This is a genomic window from Sphingomonas alba (assembly GCF_023516555.1).
Lineage (GTDB): Bacteria > Pseudomonadota > Alphaproteobacteria > Sphingomonadales > Sphingomonadaceae > Sphingomicrobium > Sphingomicrobium album.
The window spans coordinates 1,668,017-1,683,733 of record NZ_JAMGBD010000001.1; the positions used below are offsets into that span (position 1 = coordinate 1,668,017).

Here is a 15,717-nt window from a genome sequence, read left to right on the forward strand (position 1 = left end):
AGGGCCGCCGCGCCTGCTGGAGATGATTGCAGCATGACCCCGCCTCTATCCGCGTCCAGTTCGAGGCCACTTGAACGAGACGCCCTGATTGTCAACGCTCGCCACGGCACGATCTCGCCGGGTGACATTGCGATCGGCGTCATTATCGGCCGCACCAGCGAGTTCTTCGACTTCTTCGTCTACGCGCTCGCCGCCGTGCTTGTTTTCCCGGCGATGGTGTTTCCTTACGCGGACCCGGTCACGGCGACTCTTTATTCTTTCGCGCTCTTCTCGCTGGCCTTCGTCGGCCGTCCGTTCGGCACCTTGATCTTCACCGCCCTCGACCAAAAGCACGGCCGCGGCGTGAAGCTGACGATCGCTTTGTTCCTGCTCGGCGGCTCCACCATGGCGATCGCCTTGTTGCCCAGTTACGATCAGGTCGGGGTCCTCAGCGCCTGGCTGCTCGGTTTCTTCCGTTTCTGCCAGGGCGTCGCGCTGGGAGGGTCCTGGGACGGTTTACCGTCGCTGCTATCGTTGAACGCGCCGAAGAAATATCGCGGCTGGTATGCGATGATTCCGCAATTGGGTGCGCCGCTTGGCCTGTTCGTCGCCAGCGGTCTCTTCGCTTATTTCCTTGGCATTCTCACGGCCGATGATTTCTTCCGTTGGGGCTGGCGTTATCCCTTCTTCGTCGCGCTGGCGATCAACACAGTGGCGCTGTTCGCGCGGCTGCGGCTGGTGGCAACGCCGGAGTTCCAGCGCCTGTTCGAATCACGCGACCTGCAACCATCGCCGCCCTTCCAGGCTCTTTTCAGCGAATGGCGGACGATCGTACTCGGCGCCTTCGCGCCGCTCGCGAGCTTTGCGCTTTTCCACCTGGTGACAGTGTTTCCGCTTTCCTGGGTAAAGCTGATGACCCAGGACGATCCTGTCCGCTTCCTGCTGATCGAAGCTGCCGGCGCCATCATCTGCGTCACTGCAATCGGTGCATCCGGCTTCATCGCCGACAAGGTCGGCCGGCGCGCGGTGCTCGGCGTTTCGGCGGCGTTGATCGGCGCCTACAGCGGATTCGCGCCGCAGTTGCTCGCCGCCGGCCAGGTCGGCGAAATCGTCTACATGTTCACGGGCTTCGTGCTGCTCGGCCTTGCTTTCGGCCAATCGTCGGGCGCGGTGAACAGCAATTTTTCCGACTATCACCGCTATACGGGCGCCGCGATCGTCTCCAACTCGGCCTGGTTCATCGGCGCCGGATTCGCGCCTTTGGTTGCCTTGTTCCTGGCAAGCCGGCTCGGCCTTTGGGCGGTCGGGATATACCTGCTGTCGGGCGTCCTCTGCACGCTCGCCGCGTTGTTCATCAACCGCGAATGGGCCAAGCGCGAAGCTGATTGAGGCAAGTGGCGGAGCGGGAGTCCGTATAAGTATGCCGCCTAACGTCTTGAATGTTTGATACTTAATCAAAATCTATCAACCGCACTCCCACACTTTCTCCCACGCCAGCCGGTCGTCACCCCGTATTTTCGCCTATTTTACGGTCGCCGCCGCGTGCGCCCGCGTGGAGTGCGCGAAAATGCCTTGTGTCCGATCCGACGACACGCTCCGCTCTCATTATCTAAAGTAGAGAAATGTAGAGCGACCCCACACACGTTTTTCCTAGAGTCCGGTTTCGACCCATTGCGGACATTACCGCCGACCTTCATACCCACCGACGAAGTGGATAGGGATTTGGCCAAGTCGATTATTCTGTCGCTGATCCTTGTGATAATTCTTGTTCTCGGACTTAAATTCAGGACGATCGGTGTAAGAGGCGTGGCTTACGACCGTGACGACAGTCCGGCTTTATATTGGTCCGGGATTGCGCTCCTCTCTGTAGCGCTCGTCACATTGTTGGTCTCTGTGGGGTTTACGCTAGCCAGAATGTAATAAGGACGGACTTCGAGCAATGTCCGCTCTCCACCCAAAACCGCCACTAGCGTTCCGGCCGGACCGGTCGCAAAATGGGCAGCATGTGCAACCTCTACAATATGCGCAAGAACGTGGACGAGGTGGCGCGGCTCTTTAAGGCTGATCCCGACCCACGCGGCAATGCGGGCGAGACTGTCTATCCCGGCTATCCCGGCCTAGTCGTTGCGGAAGGCAGGGTCCGGCAAATGACCTGGGGCTTCCCGTTGACCCTCAAGGGGAAGAACGGCCAGCCGCTGAAACCCAAGCCGGTCAACAATGCCCGCACGGACAAGCTCGATAGCTTCATGTGGCGTTACAGCTTCCAGGAGCGCCGCTGCCTCATCCCCGTGACAAGCTTTTGCGAAGCCGAAGGCGAAAAGGGCGCGAAGACTCGCACATGGTTCTCGCTGCCGGACCAGGAGCTGTTCGCTGTCGCCGGTATCTGGCGCGACACCGACGAATGGGGACCGGCTTATTCGATGATTATGACGGAGGCTTGTGAGCATGTGCAGGGCGTCCATGACCGAATGCCTGCGATCCTGCCGCCTAGCGACTGGCAGGACTGGCTAGACGGCCCTCCAGACGCGGCAGGCATCCTTTGCCGACCCTTTGAAGGGGTAATGACCGTAGAGCGCACACAAGAGCCTTGGGTGAGGCGCTAAGATCGGGACTGGTCAGCAAAGGGTAGCTGGACGCCGCGCCATTCATAAGGCCGTGCCGAGCCGAATACGGCGCAAGCCTTCAATCGATCGGCCAGGGCATTCGCCACCTTCCGCGCTGCCTCATCAGCTTTGGTGGCGTCCCGGCCGTAGAGGTCGCTCCGGACCCGCTTGGGAAGCGTCCGGATCGCGAAATAGAGAAGGCTGGCAATCTCTTCAGCCGTCATCTGCTTCCAGCCGTGGCCTTGATTGTCGGTAGGGTCCTCGACTCGAAGCATGGCCGCGATAGTGGAACATCATGAGAACATCTGGCTAGGCCAATTTACGGCCGGACTAGATTTCCAGTGCCTCAGACAGCGCCAGGGCGTCGTCTAGCTCCACTCCCAGATAGCGGACGGTGCTCTCCAGCTTGGTGTGACCAAGCAGGAGCTGGCAGGCTCTGACGTTGCCGGTCTTACGGTAAAGCATGGCAACCTTCGTTCGCCTCAGGCTGTGGCTTCCATAAGCGGCCGGCTCCAGGCCAATGAGCGCGACCCACTCCTTCACGAGCCGCATATATTGGCGGGTGGATAAGTGAGCGCTTCGATCCATCCGGCTGGGAAAGAGCCAGCCGTCCGCCTCTCCCCGCCTGACCTCCAGCCAATCGGCAAGCGAGCGACGCGCGGTCTCCGTAATCTCGAATTGGACGGGGCGACCGGTCTTCTGTTGGATCACGCTGGCGCGGCTCCGGATCGCACCGGCTGACAGTATGTCGGGGAGCCTCAGCGCCAATACATCGCAGCCCCTCAGCTTACTATCCAAGGCAATGTCGAACAGCGCCAGGTCTCGGACGCGGCGGGCCATCTGGAGGCGGACGCGGATCGCCCAAACGTGCATCGGCCGGAGAGGGAGCTTTGCTCCGACTATCACTTGCGGCGGCTGGCTCATCGATCGCTCCCTTGGGTAGAGCGATATTCAACGAGCTAGTGGCGGGTTTGGGTGGAAAGCGGACGCTAGCAATCGCGACCTCTTCTGATCTCATTTGCGATAAAAAACGAACTCTTGCTTGCAGTGTGAGACGCCACAAAGAGTGAAAGCCTTTCGGTCCTGAGAGAAAGAGATGACCGTATAGGTTCGGCCACCCGCAACACTGACACGGTTGCCAGAAACCACGACATTCTGCGTTGGATGACCGGTAAGGCCGAACTTCATATTTTCGAGTGTGAAGGGGACAGGAGTGCCATCAATGAGCATCGACCCGTCTCTGAGTTCGACGGGCGCACAGCAAGCATTCCGATAGACGCCATTCACGACCGCGACCGGAGGTCGGTGGATGCGGCCGTAGACGTACCAACCCGACGCAAGAAGCAGCAGCACGACCAAGGCCACACGCTGGGTTGCAGGCATCGATAACTGCACGTCACGAGTTATGAAACTTCATCTTAGTGTCCGCAATGGGTCGAAAGCGGACTCTAATATTTTCCGCTATTTTATTCGGAGCACCGCACTGCCCGCATAGTGGACTGTAAAAAAGCTGGCTGGGTCATGGCAATGCGGCGGCCGGTGGCGGCTAAACATTGCTACTTTAGTAATCGAGACCGTGCAGTCCGGTTGATGTTCTCGCTCATCCCGTAGCGCTTGCCCCATAGCTCGCCGCCAGGACGCCTCAGAGCCAATCCAAGCGCCTCCGCCGCCTTCGGCTCCGCACCCTTCACAATGTATTCCAGAACGCCCCTGAGGGCGTCCGAGTAATGCTGGCCGAATTGGATCTCATAGATACTGTGCTTGAGGCTCATGCCGACCGGCACCGACTTGAAAGCTCGCTTGCATGGCTTCGCGCCCATGAGCTTGCGCCAGCCGCGTTCGCGCTTGGCAAACTCTCGGCTCAAGAGAGGCGGAACATACCAAAGGATGTGGACGTGATCGCCTTTGCCATCGCCCGCTTCGCGCACCCAAATATATCGGAGCGCCTCTCCCTTGGTCCTAAGCCAGTCGCCAGCGAGCTTCATGAGCCGGCCGATTGCCCAGACAGGATCAGCTATCTTTGCCGCCTCAAAATGAATGGTCGTGAAGCGGTTGAAGCCACGGTGTTCTCTCGGTGTATTATCACCGGCAGCGAGGATGTTTTCGACGTCCCTTTTTCGCAGTCCCGTGGATCGCCTTCCCCGTCTCAATGTGGCGACAGGCTGATGCATCGCGCTACTAGTATCTATCCCTTTAAATGCAAGCGTCGTGCCAGCCTTTTTACGGCTACGGAAAACGGCGCTTTCGGGGTTATTGGATGCCTTTACGCGCGGGCGCGCGAGGGCGCGCGTATCTGCCGACCAGTCAGCCTGTTTTCTGCCTGTATTAACAGGCATTTCGCCCGCTTTTGTTAGCGGCAAAAGAGCGGCCGGATTCGCAAGTTTTGATGGGTAGGGACGCAACACAGACTCAAGCGGCCGGAGCGTTGGAAAAAGGGCGGAGCTACGGCTAACCGCACCCCCGCCCAGATTAGGCCTCTAGGCCGCGTCCTGAGCTGTTTCAGACTCATTGGCAGCTAAGTAACGACCAAGGCTCTCGTGGAGGCCGTGGAGGCCGCTAAGAGGGACGGTGCAGCCCTTCCTGCCGTGCAGCCACTCGTCGCCGCGCCGAAAGAAGCGACGAAGGTCCGCGAAGCGGCTGCCGTTTAGCTCGGAAATGCCAAAGCGGATTAGCTCGGCTCCGTGCTCACGTTCCCAAATGACCCCCAACGGGAAATCCTCTGGGTCCGGCCGGATTGCCAATTCCGATTGGCTTGGGCTATCGGGGGGCGTTCCTTGACGAAAGAGAACAACCCTGGCCTCCGTTGCGGCTGCAACCGCGCGGGGGCCATTTCCTTGGCTTCGGTCTGTCATCAAGCGGCCTCCCCTTGTGCGAGAGCCTTGACGCTATCGACGCGGACCAAGCGGCGGCGACCGATATTCACCGTCAACAAACGGCCTTCGCTAATCAGCTCGTAGGTTTTTGAGCGAGAGAGACCCAGAGCGGTGCAGGTCTGCGGGATGCTGTAGAGCATGGGTTCGATTGCGTTACTCAAATACTCGTCCTTTCGACTTTGAGTGTGCACGGACAGATTCCGGCACACACCCAGAGTCTAAGGGAGTGACCCCTCGTTCAAGGTCAGATTCGGGCAGAAATCATTTACCTGTGGATAAATGCAAGCTGCTCTAAGGTTCGAAAGCGGGCTTCGAAGAGCAGCTCCTCGTCTTCGATCTCCAGCTTCGTCATTAGATAATCGTCTATCGACACAGCGTCCTGGTGCGCAGGTTCTCCAGGTTGCGCACGGCCGATTCCCTCCTTGCGGGCAAGCTTCCATGCTGCTTCGATCCGCCTCGTTGAAACCAGCATTCCAGTCTGTGATGTGTAATGTATGGCGGCAGCAAGCAGGACATACGGGCGATAGTAATATGGCCGCCGGTCGTAGCCGCTCAGCCAATACCAGACCCGCTCGCAAGCGGTCCCTATTCGCCTCATTTGATGATCATCTAGGACGCGCGGGCGACCCGCTCCTTCGCGCTTGCCGCCGCGCGTCACCGAACAGCCAGTCGAACAACCTTTGCCGTTTCCCGCACAGAATAGTCCGCCCAAGCGTCCATGAGCTTGCGCCTCTTGTCCAAGAGGTTGCCGCGTCGGTAGGCCGCTTCCGTCTTGTCCTTCACGGCGTGGGCTAAAGCCGCCTCGGCCAAGTCGCCGGAGAAATAACTTTCCTCTGACACCCAATCGCGGAACGTGGAGCGGAAGCCGTGGACCGTGAAGGGCAGCTTCATATCGCGGAGTAGCTTGGTCAAAGTCATATCGCTCATGGCCTTGCTCGGCTTGCCGCCCTGAAAGACGAACTTGCTGCCAGCGACGCGAAGCTCAGTAGCGCGCCGGAATACCCGCAGAGCCGGTTCAGAGAGCGGGACAACATGCTCCCGCTTGGCTTTCATTCGTTCGGCCGGGACGGTCCAAAGCCTCTTGTCCAGGTCGATTTCGTCCCAAGTCGCTCCCCGTATCTCGCCAGAGCGGGCGGCAGTCATGATCAGAGCCTCCAGCGCTAGGCGGCTCCACGTTTCCTTCTCGTGCAGCCGATCGATGAAGTCCGGCAGGTCCGCATAGGGCATAGCTGCAAAGTGTTTGGCCTTGGCCTGTCGCTTTGGAAGGCCCTTGAGGATCGCTGCGCGGGAAACCTCAGTCGTGCGATAGCCCTTGGCTACCGACCAATGGAGCACGGTCAGGATGCGTTGCAGGACGCGCTTCGCGGTCTCTGGCTTGTCGGTCCAGATCACGACCAACAGATCGCGGATCGCCGCCGTGTCGATGGCGCTGACCGACTGATCGCCAATCTCCGGATAGGCGTAAGTTTCCAGCGTGTTGATCCACTGGTCCTGATGTTTCCCGTTTTTCCAGGTTTTTTTATTCTCTCCGTGCACGATCACGGCGGCTTCTCGGAATGTGGGAATGCCAGCCGCCTTCTTGCGCTCTTTGACAGGATCGATGCCGGTCTCGATGAGCTTCCGCGTTTCGTCGGCACGGTCTCGTGCCAGACTGAGGCCAACCTTCTTGAAGCTGCCAAGTCCGATGTCGCGGCGCTTGCCGTCCTTCTGGACACGGAGCACCCATGAGCCGCTGCCAGGTTTCGCTACTTGCAGGAAAAGGCCGTCGCCGTCGCCATACTTACCAGCCGCCTTGAGGGCCGCTGTGACCGCCGTTGCCGTGAGCTTACCCATGCTACTCTCCCACAATTTCTCCCACACTGTATCGTGGCTGTGGGCGACTGGCAATGGACACCAGCGGACAGAAAGTGGCAGATTTGCTTTGATTTCCGTTGATTGAAATCAACTGACGAACGTCTGGGAATGTGCAAGTGGCGGAGCGGGAGGGATTCGAACCCTCGATACGGTTTTGCCGTATACTCACTTTCCAGGCGAGCGCCTTCGACCACTCGGCCACCGCTCCGCATGCTCTGGAGGAAGGCGCCCTTTAGGGCGGGACTCCGCCCTCGGCAAGTTGCATGGAACGACGGCTCGGCTATGCCGCTGCCATGGATCGGCGGTTCGGGACGGCGCCCAGCGCAGCAGAGATCGAGGCGATCGCGCGCGCCTCTCTCGAACGCTTGCCCGAACCATTTGCGGCCCACCTGAAAGACGTGGTCCTGACCGTCGAGGAATTCGCCGACGACCGCACGCTCGACGAGATGGGAATTGAAGACCCCTTCGAACTGACCGGCCTCTATCATGGCCTTCCGATAGGCGAGAAAAGCGTCGACCAAAGCGGTGCCTTGCCCGACCGCATCTTCCTTTATCGCCGCGCCGTTCTCGATGAATGGGCAAGCGAGGGCGAAACCCTGGAGCATCTCGTCCACCACATCCTCGTCCATGAGGTAGGCCACCATTTCGGCCTCAGCGATGCCGACATGCACGCGCTCGAGGACGAAGCGTGAGGCTGCTCGACGGCACGAACCTGGCCCTGATCCGTGGAGGCCGCCTGCTGTTCGAGAGCCTCGACCTGCATCTCGATGCCGGCGAGGCGCTGCACGTGACCGGTCCCAACGGTTGCGGCAAGTCGAGCCTCTTGCGGCTGGCGGCGGGACTGTTGCGGCCGAGCACCGGGCGTATCGAACATGGCGGGGTGGCCCTCGCCGACGAACATCTGGCTTTGGATCGTGAACTACCGTTGGGACGAGCGTTAGCCTTTTGGAACGGCGATACGGCTGGCGGCATGAATGCGATGGGCATCGGCCACCTTGCCGATGTTCCCGTGCGCCTGCTGTCGACCGGCCAGGCCCGGCGGGCACGGCTTGCCCGTGTCATCGGCTCGCAAGCGTCACTTTGGCTGCTCGATGAGCCGCTGAACGGCCTGGACAGCGACGGCGCGGACCGGCTCGCCACAGCTATCGCCGCGCATCGCAAGGCGGGTGGAGCGGTGCTGGCCGCGAGCCACCAGCCCCTTGCGTCCGACTGGCGGCAGCTGGAGCTAGGCGCGTGACGGGCGCGCTGATCTCCCGCGAAGTCCGTCGCGCTTTGCACGGCGCCGCGTGGCTCCCCGCCATCTTCTTTCTGCTGGTCGCGACCCTTGTACCCTTCGCCGTCGGCCCGGACGCAAAACTCCTGGCGCGCATTGCAGGCGGTACATTGTGGATAGCCGCTTTGACGGCGGCACTCCTGCCGATTGAACGCCTTATCGAACCGGATCGTGCCGACGGCGTGCTCGACCAATTGGCAATCGCAGGGACCAGTGAGGAGGCCATCGGCGTCGCCAAGATCGCCGGTCATTGGCTCACATTCGGGCCTTTGCTATTGCTCGCCGCGCTGCCGGGTAGTTTCCTGCTCGGCCTTGAAGGCCAATCGCTTGTCGCGCCGCTGATCGCGCTGGCAGTCGGCACCCCGGCATTGGCCGCCTTGGCTGTCGCGGTTTCGGCTTTGACTGCCGGCTTGCCACGTTCAGGCGCACTCGGCGGGTTATTGCTGATGCCTTTAGCTATACCCCTGCTCATCTTTGGCGCAGCCGCCGCCAGTGGCGAAGGTGCGGGTCCGCTCAAGCTGGAAGCGGCGATTGCGCTCTTGATCCTCGCCGGCGCGCCGTTCGTGACTGGCGCTGCCATTCGCGCCGCAAGGACCTAGCGCGACCACCTCGCGAAAATGGCCGTCGGCAGCAACAGGCCGCGCGCTTCTTCGCGCACGGCCATCTCTCCGCATTCAACCGTGCCGCCAAGGTCGGCCATCACTTGGCTGACGAGCTCACCGATCGCCAGCGCCGACATCCGGACCGCGTAAACCGTCAGAACGAGAAAGCGGCTGTTCTCGTCGAGCAGCTTGCGGCAGTCGGCGAGCAAGGGCGCGAGATGCTCTTCCAGCCGCCAGACCTCGCCTTCGGGTCCGCGCCCGAACTTCGGAGGGTCGAGCAGGATGCCGTCGTAACGCCGTCCGCGCCGGACCTCACGCGCCGTAAACTTGGTCGCGTCGTCGACGATCCAACGGATGGGCCTGTCTTCAAGGCCTGACAGCGCCGCGTTGGCCTTGCCGCCGTCGACCGACTTCTTCGAAGCGTCGACATGGACGAGTCGGCCGCCGGCTTCGCTTAGGAGCAATGTCCCGACGCCCGTGTATCCGAACAGGTTGAGGATATCGGCGTCGTCGGCGCGGTCGCGCATCCAGTCCCATTGCGGCGCCATGTCGGGAAAGAAACCAAGGTGACGGAACGGGGTCAGCGACGCATGGAACCGAACGTCGCCACGCCCGAGCGGCCAGCTCTTGGGGACGGGCTTGTCCTGCACCCAGCGGCCGCCGCCCTCCTCGTCCGACCCGGGGACGAACGTCGCGTCCGCCCGCCAGTCATCGGAAGCCGGCGCCCACATGGCCTGCGGCTCCGGTCGGATGACCCGGACCTTGCCATAGCGTTCGAGCTTGCGGCCATGGCCGCTGTCGATCAGCCCCCAGTCGACCCAAGGCTCGGCGACAATCGTCTCCAGGTCGGTCATGCGGCGCGGGCCGCAGGCATGCCGATGGTGGCGCGCGCGCCAGGCCCCGCGATCATTCGGGCGCCGGCGGCACAGACGTCGTCGAGCTTCACCGCTAACAATGCGTCGATGACTTCGGCAGGATCGACCAGCCGGCCGTGAACCGATAGCTGACGGGCGACATAATGCGCCTGGCCCCAAGGGGTTTCCAGCGACATCAGCAAGCCGGCGCGGGTCTGCGTACGGACTCGGTCGAGCTCGCGCTGGGTCACCGATGACACGGTGCCATGGACGATTTCCTCGATCAGCTGCAGCGCCGAAGCCGCCTGCCGGCGCGATGTGGCGGCGTAGATGTAGAACATGCCGATGTCGGCATAAGGGTGAAGTGTCGAACTCACGGAATAGGCCAGCCCGCGATCCTCACGCACCTGCTGGAACAACCGCGACGAGGCGCCTCCACCGATGATGTCGGAGAACAGCCGCGCTGCGTAATAATCGGGCGCATCGTCGCACGGGCCTGGGAAGCCAAGCGTCAGCTGGGCCTGCTCAGTCGGGTGCCGGACGGCCCGTGTCCCGCCGACGAACCGGGCGATCTCGTGCGCCGCCTTTGGCCCAGCCGGGATTGCAGACAGATGCCGCTCGGCAAGATCGACCAGCTGGTCGTGGTCGACCTTGCCAGCCGCGACGAGCGCGACATCCTCGCCGCGATAGTGGAGATCGCGCCAGTGATGCAGGTCGGCGACGGTGACGGCGCCGATGGTCGGTTCCTCGCCCAGGATCGAGCGGCCAAGGCTCTGGCCCTCGAACGCCGCCGCCCACAAGGCGTCGAACACCATGTCGCTTGGCGTGTCGCGGGCCTCCGCGAGCTCCTGGAAGACGACATCCTTCTCGCGCTCGAGGTCGACCTCGGCGAAATGCGGACGGAGGATCAGGTCCGAAATGAGCTCCACCGCCAGCGGCACATGCTCGGCCATGACGGTTGCGGTGAAATTGGTCGCGTCGCGCTCGGTCGAAGCGTTGAGATCGCCGCCGACCTCCTCGATCGCCTCGTTGAGGTCACGGGCCGAACGGCCGCCGGCGCCCTTGAACACCATATGTTCGAAGAGATGGGCGATGCCGTTTAGCGCCGCCGGCTCGTCGCGCGATCCGACCTCGGTGAACAGGCCGACCGCGGCGGTCTGCAGGTCCGGCATGCTGTGGGTCGCGACCCTCAGGCCATTGGCCAATGTCGTCAGCCGCATCGCGGTCATGGGCGGGCTTGCCTCCAGCGCTTGCGAAGGGCGAGCCCGTAAATCACCAGCGCAATCAGTGCCAGGCCGAACCAGGTCGCGGCATAGCCGTGATGCACCGCCGGAGTGATCGGGCTGACTGAGCTGACATCGGGTACTCGGCTCGGTTCCAGCCCGGCGGGTGCCGTCGCCGCGACCAGCCGGATCTGTGAAAGCCGGTCGGGAACGATGATCCCGCTGACCGGCCCGCCGTTCCAGCTGAACTTCGCATTCGGGTCCTGCGACCAGCCCACCTCGACCGCCATTCCCGGACCTTCGGCACCGGTGGAGCAATCGACGATTTGCGCATAGCCGCTGTCGCCTTTGGCATTCTCACCGGCGATTGCCCGCTTGCCGACGGGGCGCAGGCAGACACCGGTGGCATGGCGGAAGTAAGGAACATCGTCTTTCGCCAGCGGGATCGTCGGCCAGCTGATCGGCGGCAATTTCTCCGCTGCTTCATATTTGGCGAGCAGCTCGGCTTTCCAGTTGGCGCGCTGCATTTGCCAAATGCCAAGCCAGATCATGACCAGCACGGCAGCCGCAACGGCCAGCGTCGGCAACAATGGAATGCGCTTCGTCATAAGCGCCGGCCCTCTTGGGCGCCCGTTTCATATTCGCGGGCGAGGAGGAGGGCCTTGGCGACCCTGAGGCCTCCGAGCGTCAACGCCGCCCCAATCGGGATCCAGACGAGGTGCACCCACCAGGGCGGCTCGAACGACAGTTCGACGGTGATCGCACTCGCGGTGAGGATCGCCCCGACGATCAGGATCAGGAAGGCCGCCGGTCCGTCGCCGACGTTGAAGCCGGCGAAGTCCAGCCCGCAGCCACTGCACTTGGGAGCGAAGGCGGCGGCGCCGTTGAACAGGGTCCGCTCGCCGCAGCGAGGGCAGGCCCCCTCAAGCGCCGCCGTCAGCCTGGACATTAGCCGTGGATCGGCGCGCCCCAGCCGCCCCAAACGTAGATGGAGACGAACAGGAACAGCCAGACGACGTCGACGAAGTGCCAGTACCAGGCCGCCGCCTCGAAGCCGAAATGCTGCTTGGGGGTGAAGTCGCCGTTGTAGGCGCGCTTCAGGCAGACGGCGAGGAAGATCGTGCCGACGATGACATGGAAACCGTGGAAGCCGGTCGCCATGAAGAAGGTCGAACCATAGATGTTGCCCGGGTCCGTTTCGTTCAGGCGCGAGAAGCTGAACGGCGCGTGCGCATATTCCCAGCCCTGGATGAAGGTGAAGGTGAGGCCAAGGAGGATGGTGCACCACAAGCCCTTCTTGAGGCCTTCGCGGTCGCCGTGGATCAGCGCGTGGTGCGCCCAGGTGACGGTCGTACCGGAGCAGAGCAGGATGAAGGTGTTGAGCAGCGGAAAGCCGAACGGGTTGAGGACTTCGGTTCCCTTCGGCGGCCATTGCGCACCCACCACATCGACCGCTGATGGGAAGAGTGCGGACGAGAAGAAAGCCCAGAACCAGGCGACGAAGAACATCACTTCCGAGGCAATGAACAGGATCATGCCGTAGCGCAGGTGAAGCTGGACGACGGGCGTGTGATGACCCTCGTGCGCTTCCTTCACGGTGTTCGACCACCATGCGTACATGGTGTAGAGGACCATCGCCAAGCCGCCGCCCATGACGAACTTGCCGTACGGATTGTCATGCATCCACATGACCAGTCCGCCGAACAGGCCCAGCGCCGAAAATGCGCCGATGATCGGCCAGGGATCGGGCGGCAGGATGTGATAATCATGGTTAGGCTTGGTTGCAGCCATGGATGCGTCCCTCAAAATGCTTTGGTGCGGCTCTAGCCGGTCGTTTCGCCAGATTCCACAGGGTAAAACGTATAGCTCAAGGTGATCTCGTCGATCGTCTTCGTATCCTCGTCCTTCAGGATCTTCGGATCGACGAAAAACACGACCGGCATGATCACGCTTTCGCCCGGTTTCAGGGTCTGCTCGGTGAAGCAGAAACAGGCGATCTTGTTGAAATACGGGCCGGTTTCTTCCGGCGTCACGTTGAAGATGGCCTGCCCAGTCGTCTTCCGCGCCGTGAGGTTCGTCGCCCGGTAATAAATCGTCGTCCTCTCGCCCGGGTGGACGCGGACTGTTTCCTGAACCGGCTCGAACCGCCACGGTAGCTTGGAGTCAATATTGGCGTCGAAGCGGACGCCGATCTCCCCGGCCACCGCGCCCGGTGCTCTCTCGGCCCGCTGGGTCGTGCCGCCAAAGCCCGTGGCCTGGCAGAAGGCGCGGTAAAGCGGCACGGAAGCGAAGGCGAGGGCGACCATCGCCACTGCAACCAGCGCCAGTCGCAGGCCGGTCTTGGCGTTCTTGGCGGCGACAGCCGTCACCGGTTCACCGTCATTTTGGCGATGCTGATGGCGAAGATCAGGACGACGAACAGGCCGAGCAGGATGGCGGTGATCCGCGCCCGCTCGCGCTGGCGCTTGCGGACTTCGGGTTCGAGGTCGGGGGTCATGCCAGCATCCATTTGTCGACGACCAGGGCGGCGAACAGGCAGAATAGGTAGAGGATGGAGAAAGCGAAGAGGCGCTTTTCCGGCCCCATTTCCTTGGGCTCGGTCGCGCGGTTGGCGGAGACGTAAAGCGCCAGGATCAGGAAGGCGGCGCTGAGGCCGACGGCGACGGCGCCATAGATCCAGCCGGTGAGGCCCAAAGCCCAGGGCGCGACCGCGGCGGCGATCATCGGCAGCGTGTAGACGAGGATGTGGCGGCGGGTGGACTGAACGCCGGCGACGACCGGCAGCATCGGCACGCCCGCGGCGGCATAATCGGAGCGGACGAACAGCGACAGCGCCCAGAAGTGCGGCGGCGTCCACAGGAAGATGATGGCGAACAGCAGGACCGGCAGGGTCGAAACGTCGCCGGTCGCGGCAGCCCAGCCAATCAGCGGCGGAAAGGCGCCTGCCGCGCCGCCGATGACGATGTTCTGCGCGGTGCGGCGTTTGAGCCAGACGGTATAGACGAGGACGTAGAAGAGGATCGACACCGCCAGGATGATCGCGGCCAAATGGTTGGCGGCGAGATCCATGAGGATGACCGAGAAGAAGGACAGGCCGACGCCGAAGTGGAGCGCGGTCTGCCTGTCCATGCGCCCGCCCGGCAGGGGCCGAGAGGCAGTGCGCTTCATCTTGGCGTCGAGGTCGGCCTCGTACCACATGTTGAGCGCACCCGCCGCGCCCGCGCCGAGGGCGATGCAGAGCACCGCCGCGAAGGCCAAAACGGGGTGAACGTGGACCGGCGCCGCCAGTAGGCCGCACAGCCCGGTGAAGACCACGAGACTCATGACGCGCGGCTTGGTCAGCGCGAACAGGTCGCGTGAAGTGGCGGGCAGGTTGGCCGCGTCTTGGCTGATCGGCAGGGAAGTCACGCGGGCGGGCTATAAGGGGTTGGCGACAAGAGGAAAAGGGCGCTGTTCCCCTGCGCAGGCAGGGGTCCAGTTGTTCTTGGAAGGACTGAGCTCCTGCCTCCGCAGGAGCACTGCATTTGTTCAGGAAATCGACGCTAAGAGCAGCGAATGAAAACGCGAATCGTGATCGCCGCTTGCCTTGCCGCCATTGCGGCGCCCGCCCCGGCCCAGCCGGCGCCAATGGGCATATTGAAGCCGGTACCCAGGGACGACCTCGTCAAGGTGGCGCTGGAGACGGACAAGGGCCGTATCGTCCTTGCGCTCGACCGCGGCCGGGCGCCGCTGACCACAGCCAATTTCCTCGCCTATGTCGACAAGCACTGGTTCGACGGAGAGGCCTTTTACCGCGCCTTCCAATATGGGAGCGGCGGTATCATCCAGGGCGGAGTGAGGAGCGGCGGCAAGCAGCTGCCGCCGATCGAGGTGGAGACGACCGCCAAGACCGGCCTCAGCAACAAGGCCTGGACCATCGCCATGGCCAATGCCGGGCCGGGGACGACGCACAGCGATTTCTTCATCATGACAACCGACATTCCGGCCTTCGACGCCAAGGGCGCGGACATCGGCTTCGCCGCCTTCGGCCGTGTTATCGAAGGGCAGGAGGTGGTGAAGGCGATCCTCGCCGCGCCGGTCTCACCGGACAAGGGCGAAGGGTCGATGAAGGGCCAGATGCTGGAACCGGCCGTGAAGATCGTGAAAGCCGAGCGGGTGCCGGGCTAGGGTAACGCCCAAGCCTACGAAAACGGGGGGTCGTTACCTCCGTTACCTTTGCCCCGAAACGGGATTGGAATCGACGCTGCGAAAGAGCCGTGAGCGGCGTGACATGGGTCTGTGGCTGTAGGACAGCGAAATCTAATGGCAGGAATGGGTGGAAAGCGGACTCTACGCTTCGTCGCCCCGCGTCTTCGCGACAGCAACGGACTGGACGGACCTAGCAAGTTCCCACAGTCCGATTGCGACAAGCGCCAGGCCACCAGCCAAAATCCAATTTAGCGTCTCGCCTTCGACG

General features: G+C 62.3%; 21 protein-coding genes and 1 tRNA gene. 6 read left to right on the top strand and 16 right to left on the bottom strand.

The window, feature by feature from the left end; genetic code table 11:
* Positions 1-33: 33 nt before the first annotated feature.
* Positions 34-1,368 carry an MFS transporter gene (locus LZ536_RS08720; protein ID WP_249848153.1) on the top strand — a complete coding sequence of 445 codons (1,335 nt, stop codon included), beginning with the start codon at positions 34-36 and terminating at the stop codon, positions 1,366-1,368.
* Between the two features lie 614 nt (positions 1,369-1,982).
* Positions 1,983-2,582 carry an SOS response-associated peptidase gene (locus tag LZ536_RS08725; protein ID WP_249848154.1) on the top strand — a complete coding sequence of 200 codons (600 nt, stop codon included), beginning with the start codon at positions 1,983-1,985 and terminating at the stop codon, positions 2,580-2,582.
* On the opposite strand, the gene LZ536_RS08730 is transcribed toward LZ536_RS08725, so the two are convergent.
* The 8 genes from LZ536_RS08730 to LZ536_RS08765 all read right to left on the bottom strand — a co-directional run bounded on the left by LZ536_RS08730 (position 2,579) and on the right by LZ536_RS08765 (position 7,517).
* Positions 2,579-2,857, bottom strand: coding sequence for a hypothetical protein (locus LZ536_RS08730; protein ID WP_249848156.1), 279 nt, complete (start codon positions 2,855-2,857; stop codon positions 2,579-2,581). The genes LZ536_RS08725 and LZ536_RS08730 overlap by 4 nt on opposite strands.
* Before the next feature lie 55 nt (positions 2,858-2,912).
* Entirely contained in the window at positions 2,913-3,506 is a 594-nt protein-coding gene (locus tag LZ536_RS08735; RefSeq protein WP_249848158.1) for a tyrosine-type recombinase/integrase, read from the bottom strand.
* Between the two features lie 90 nt (positions 3,507-3,596).
* The gene (locus LZ536_RS08740) at positions 3,597-3,965 is read right to left on the bottom strand and encodes a hypothetical protein (RefSeq protein WP_249848159.1); all 369 of its coding nucleotides are present in this window, start codon (positions 3,963-3,965) and stop codon (positions 3,597-3,599) included.
* A 173-nt stretch (positions 3,966-4,138) separates the two neighbouring features.
* A complete protein-coding gene (locus LZ536_RS08745; RefSeq protein WP_249848160.1) occupies positions 4,139-4,918 on the bottom strand; it encodes a hypothetical protein in 780 nt (259 codons plus the stop codon).
* 515 nt (positions 4,919-5,433) lie between these two features.
* A complete protein-coding gene (locus tag LZ536_RS08750) occupies positions 5,434-5,616 on the bottom strand; it encodes a helix-turn-helix domain-containing protein (RefSeq protein WP_249848161.1) in 183 nt (60 codons plus the stop codon).
* Positions 5,617-5,720: 104 nt separating this feature from the next.
* On the bottom strand, positions 5,721-6,053 hold the full coding sequence (locus LZ536_RS08755) for a hypothetical protein (protein ID WP_249848165.1): 333 nt from the start codon (positions 6,051-6,053) through the stop codon (positions 5,721-5,723).
* Between the two features lie 56 nt (positions 6,054-6,109).
* Positions 6,110-7,288, bottom strand: coding sequence for a tyrosine-type recombinase/integrase (locus tag LZ536_RS08760; protein WP_249848168.1), 1,179 nt, complete (start codon positions 7,286-7,288; stop codon positions 6,110-6,112).
* A gap of 138 nt (positions 7,289-7,426) precedes the next feature.
* Positions 7,427-7,517: transfer RNA gene (locus LZ536_RS08765), tRNA-Ser, on the bottom strand.
* Between the two features lie 55 nt (positions 7,518-7,572).
* Here LZ536_RS08765 and LZ536_RS08770 point away from each other — a divergent pair.
* Genes LZ536_RS08770 through LZ536_RS08780 form a run of 3 tightly spaced genes read left to right on the top strand, consistent with a single transcriptional unit; the run spans position 7,573 to position 9,181 of the window.
* Positions 7,573-8,001, top strand: coding sequence for a metallopeptidase family protein (locus LZ536_RS08770; protein ID WP_431357924.1), 429 nt, complete (start codon positions 7,573-7,575; stop codon positions 7,999-8,001).
* Positions 7,998-8,546 (top strand): heme ABC exporter ATP-binding protein CcmA, encoded by a 549-nt coding sequence (gene ccmA / locus LZ536_RS08775; RefSeq protein ID WP_249848170.1) that lies wholly within the window; start codon positions 7,998-8,000, stop codon positions 8,544-8,546. Before LZ536_RS08770 ends, ccmA begins: the two co-directional genes overlap by 4 nt.
* The gene (locus tag LZ536_RS08780) at positions 8,543-9,181 is read left to right on the top strand and encodes a heme exporter protein CcmB (RefSeq protein ID WP_249848172.1); all 639 of its coding nucleotides are present in this window, start codon (positions 8,543-8,545) and stop codon (positions 9,179-9,181) included. Before ccmA ends, LZ536_RS08780 begins: the two co-directional genes overlap by 4 nt.
* On the opposite strand, the gene LZ536_RS08785 is transcribed toward LZ536_RS08780, so the two are convergent.
* Genes LZ536_RS08785 through LZ536_RS08815 form a run of 8 tightly spaced genes read right to left on the bottom strand, consistent with a single transcriptional unit; the run spans position 9,178 to position 14,669 of the window.
* The gene (locus LZ536_RS08785) at positions 9,178-10,038 is read right to left on the bottom strand and encodes a class I SAM-dependent methyltransferase (RefSeq protein ID WP_249848175.1); all 861 of its coding nucleotides are present in this window, start codon (positions 10,036-10,038) and stop codon (positions 9,178-9,180) included. The two genes, LZ536_RS08780 and LZ536_RS08785, sit on opposite strands and share 4 nt — an antisense overlap.
* Positions 10,035-11,267, bottom strand: coding sequence for a M16 family metallopeptidase (locus LZ536_RS08790; protein ID WP_249848177.1), 1,233 nt, complete (start codon positions 11,265-11,267; stop codon positions 10,035-10,037). Before LZ536_RS08790 ends, LZ536_RS08785 begins: the two co-directional genes overlap by 4 nt.
* Positions 11,264-11,869 carry an SURF1 family cytochrome oxidase biogenesis protein gene (locus LZ536_RS08795; RefSeq protein ID WP_249848179.1) on the bottom strand — a complete coding sequence of 202 codons (606 nt, stop codon included), beginning with the start codon at positions 11,867-11,869 and terminating at the stop codon, positions 11,264-11,266. The genes LZ536_RS08790 and LZ536_RS08795 overlap by 4 nt, the downstream gene beginning before the upstream one ends.
* Positions 11,866-12,210 carry a DUF983 domain-containing protein gene (locus tag LZ536_RS08800; protein WP_249848181.1) on the bottom strand — a complete coding sequence of 115 codons (345 nt, stop codon included), beginning with the start codon at positions 12,208-12,210 and terminating at the stop codon, positions 11,866-11,868. Before LZ536_RS08800 ends, LZ536_RS08795 begins: the two co-directional genes overlap by 4 nt.
* A complete protein-coding gene (locus LZ536_RS08805) occupies positions 12,210-13,052 on the bottom strand; it encodes a cytochrome c oxidase subunit 3 (protein WP_249848182.1) in 843 nt (280 codons plus the stop codon). Before LZ536_RS08805 ends, LZ536_RS08800 begins: the two co-directional genes overlap by 1 nt.
* 32 nt (positions 13,053-13,084) lie before the next feature.
* On the bottom strand, positions 13,085-13,630 hold the full coding sequence (locus LZ536_RS08810) for a cytochrome c oxidase assembly protein (protein WP_249848185.1): 546 nt from the start codon (positions 13,628-13,630) through the stop codon (positions 13,085-13,087).
* Positions 13,627-13,758 (bottom strand): hypothetical protein, encoded by a 132-nt coding sequence (locus LZ536_RS13060; protein WP_283938395.1) that lies wholly within the window; start codon positions 13,756-13,758, stop codon positions 13,627-13,629. Before LZ536_RS13060 ends, LZ536_RS08810 begins: the two co-directional genes overlap by 4 nt.
* A complete protein-coding gene (locus tag LZ536_RS08815) occupies positions 13,755-14,669 on the bottom strand; it encodes a heme o synthase (RefSeq protein ID WP_431357925.1) in 915 nt (304 codons plus the stop codon). Before LZ536_RS08815 ends, LZ536_RS13060 begins: the two co-directional genes overlap by 4 nt.
* 147 nt (positions 14,670-14,816) lie before the next feature.
* Here LZ536_RS08815 and LZ536_RS08820 point away from each other — a divergent pair, with 147 nt between their 5' ends.
* Positions 14,817-15,428 (top strand): peptidylprolyl isomerase, encoded by a 612-nt coding sequence (locus tag LZ536_RS08820; RefSeq protein ID WP_249848187.1) that lies wholly within the window; start codon positions 14,817-14,819, stop codon positions 15,426-15,428.
* The last annotated feature ends 289 nt before the right edge of the window (positions 15,429-15,717 follow it).

Coding starts and splice junctions, on each gene's coding strand:
- LZ536_RS08730 (WP_249848156.1), bottom strand. CDS start 2,857: ATGCTTCGAGTCGAGGACCCTACCGACAATCAAGGCCACGGCTGGAAG.
- LZ536_RS08720 (WP_249848153.1), top strand. CDS start 34: ATGACCCCGCCTCTATCCGCGTCCAGTTCGAGGCCACTTGAACGAGAC.
- LZ536_RS08735 (WP_249848158.1), bottom strand. CDS start 3,506: ATGAGCCAGCCGCCGCAAGTGATAGTCGGAGCAAAGCTCCCTCTCCGG.
- LZ536_RS08755 (WP_249848165.1), bottom strand. CDS start 6,053: ATGAGGCGAATAGGGACCGCTTGCGAGCGGGTCTGGTATTGGCTGAGC.
- LZ536_RS08805 (WP_249848182.1), bottom strand. CDS start 13,052: ATGGCTGCAACCAAGCCTAACCATGATTATCACATCCTGCCGCCCGAT.
- LZ536_RS08785 (WP_249848175.1), bottom strand. CDS start 10,038: ATGACCGACCTGGAGACGATTGTCGCCGAGCCTTGGGTCGACTGGGGG.
- LZ536_RS08760 (WP_249848168.1), bottom strand. CDS start 7,288: ATGGGTAAGCTCACGGCAACGGCGGTCACAGCGGCCCTCAAGGCGGCT.
- LZ536_RS08745 (WP_249848160.1), bottom strand. CDS start 4,918: ATGCCTGTTAATACAGGCAGAAAACAGGCTGACTGGTCGGCAGATACG.
- LZ536_RS08790 (WP_249848177.1), bottom strand. CDS start 11,267: ATGACCGCGATGCGGCTGACGACATTGGCCAATGGCCTGAGGGTCGCG.
- LZ536_RS08800 (WP_249848181.1), bottom strand. CDS start 12,210: ATGTCCAGGCTGACGGCGGCGCTTGAGGGGGCCTGCCCTCGCTGCGGC.
- LZ536_RS13060 (WP_283938395.1), bottom strand. CDS start 13,758: ATGACCCCCGACCTCGAACCCGAAGTCCGCAAGCGCCAGCGCGAGCGG.
- LZ536_RS08740 (WP_249848159.1), bottom strand. CDS start 3,965: ATGCCTGCAACCCAGCGTGTGGCCTTGGTCGTGCTGCTGCTTCTTGCG.
- LZ536_RS08795 (WP_249848179.1), bottom strand. CDS start 11,869: ATGACGAAGCGCATTCCATTGTTGCCGACGCTGGCCGTTGCGGCTGCC.
- LZ536_RS08770 (WP_431357924.1), top strand. CDS start 7,573: ATGGAACGACGGCTCGGCTATGCCGCTGCCATGGATCGGCGGTTCGGG.
- LZ536_RS08725 (WP_249848154.1), top strand. CDS start 1,983: ATGTGCAACCTCTACAATATGCGCAAGAACGTGGACGAGGTGGCGCGG.
- LZ536_RS08820 (WP_249848187.1), top strand. CDS start 14,817: ATGAAAACGCGAATCGTGATCGCCGCTTGCCTTGCCGCCATTGCGGCG.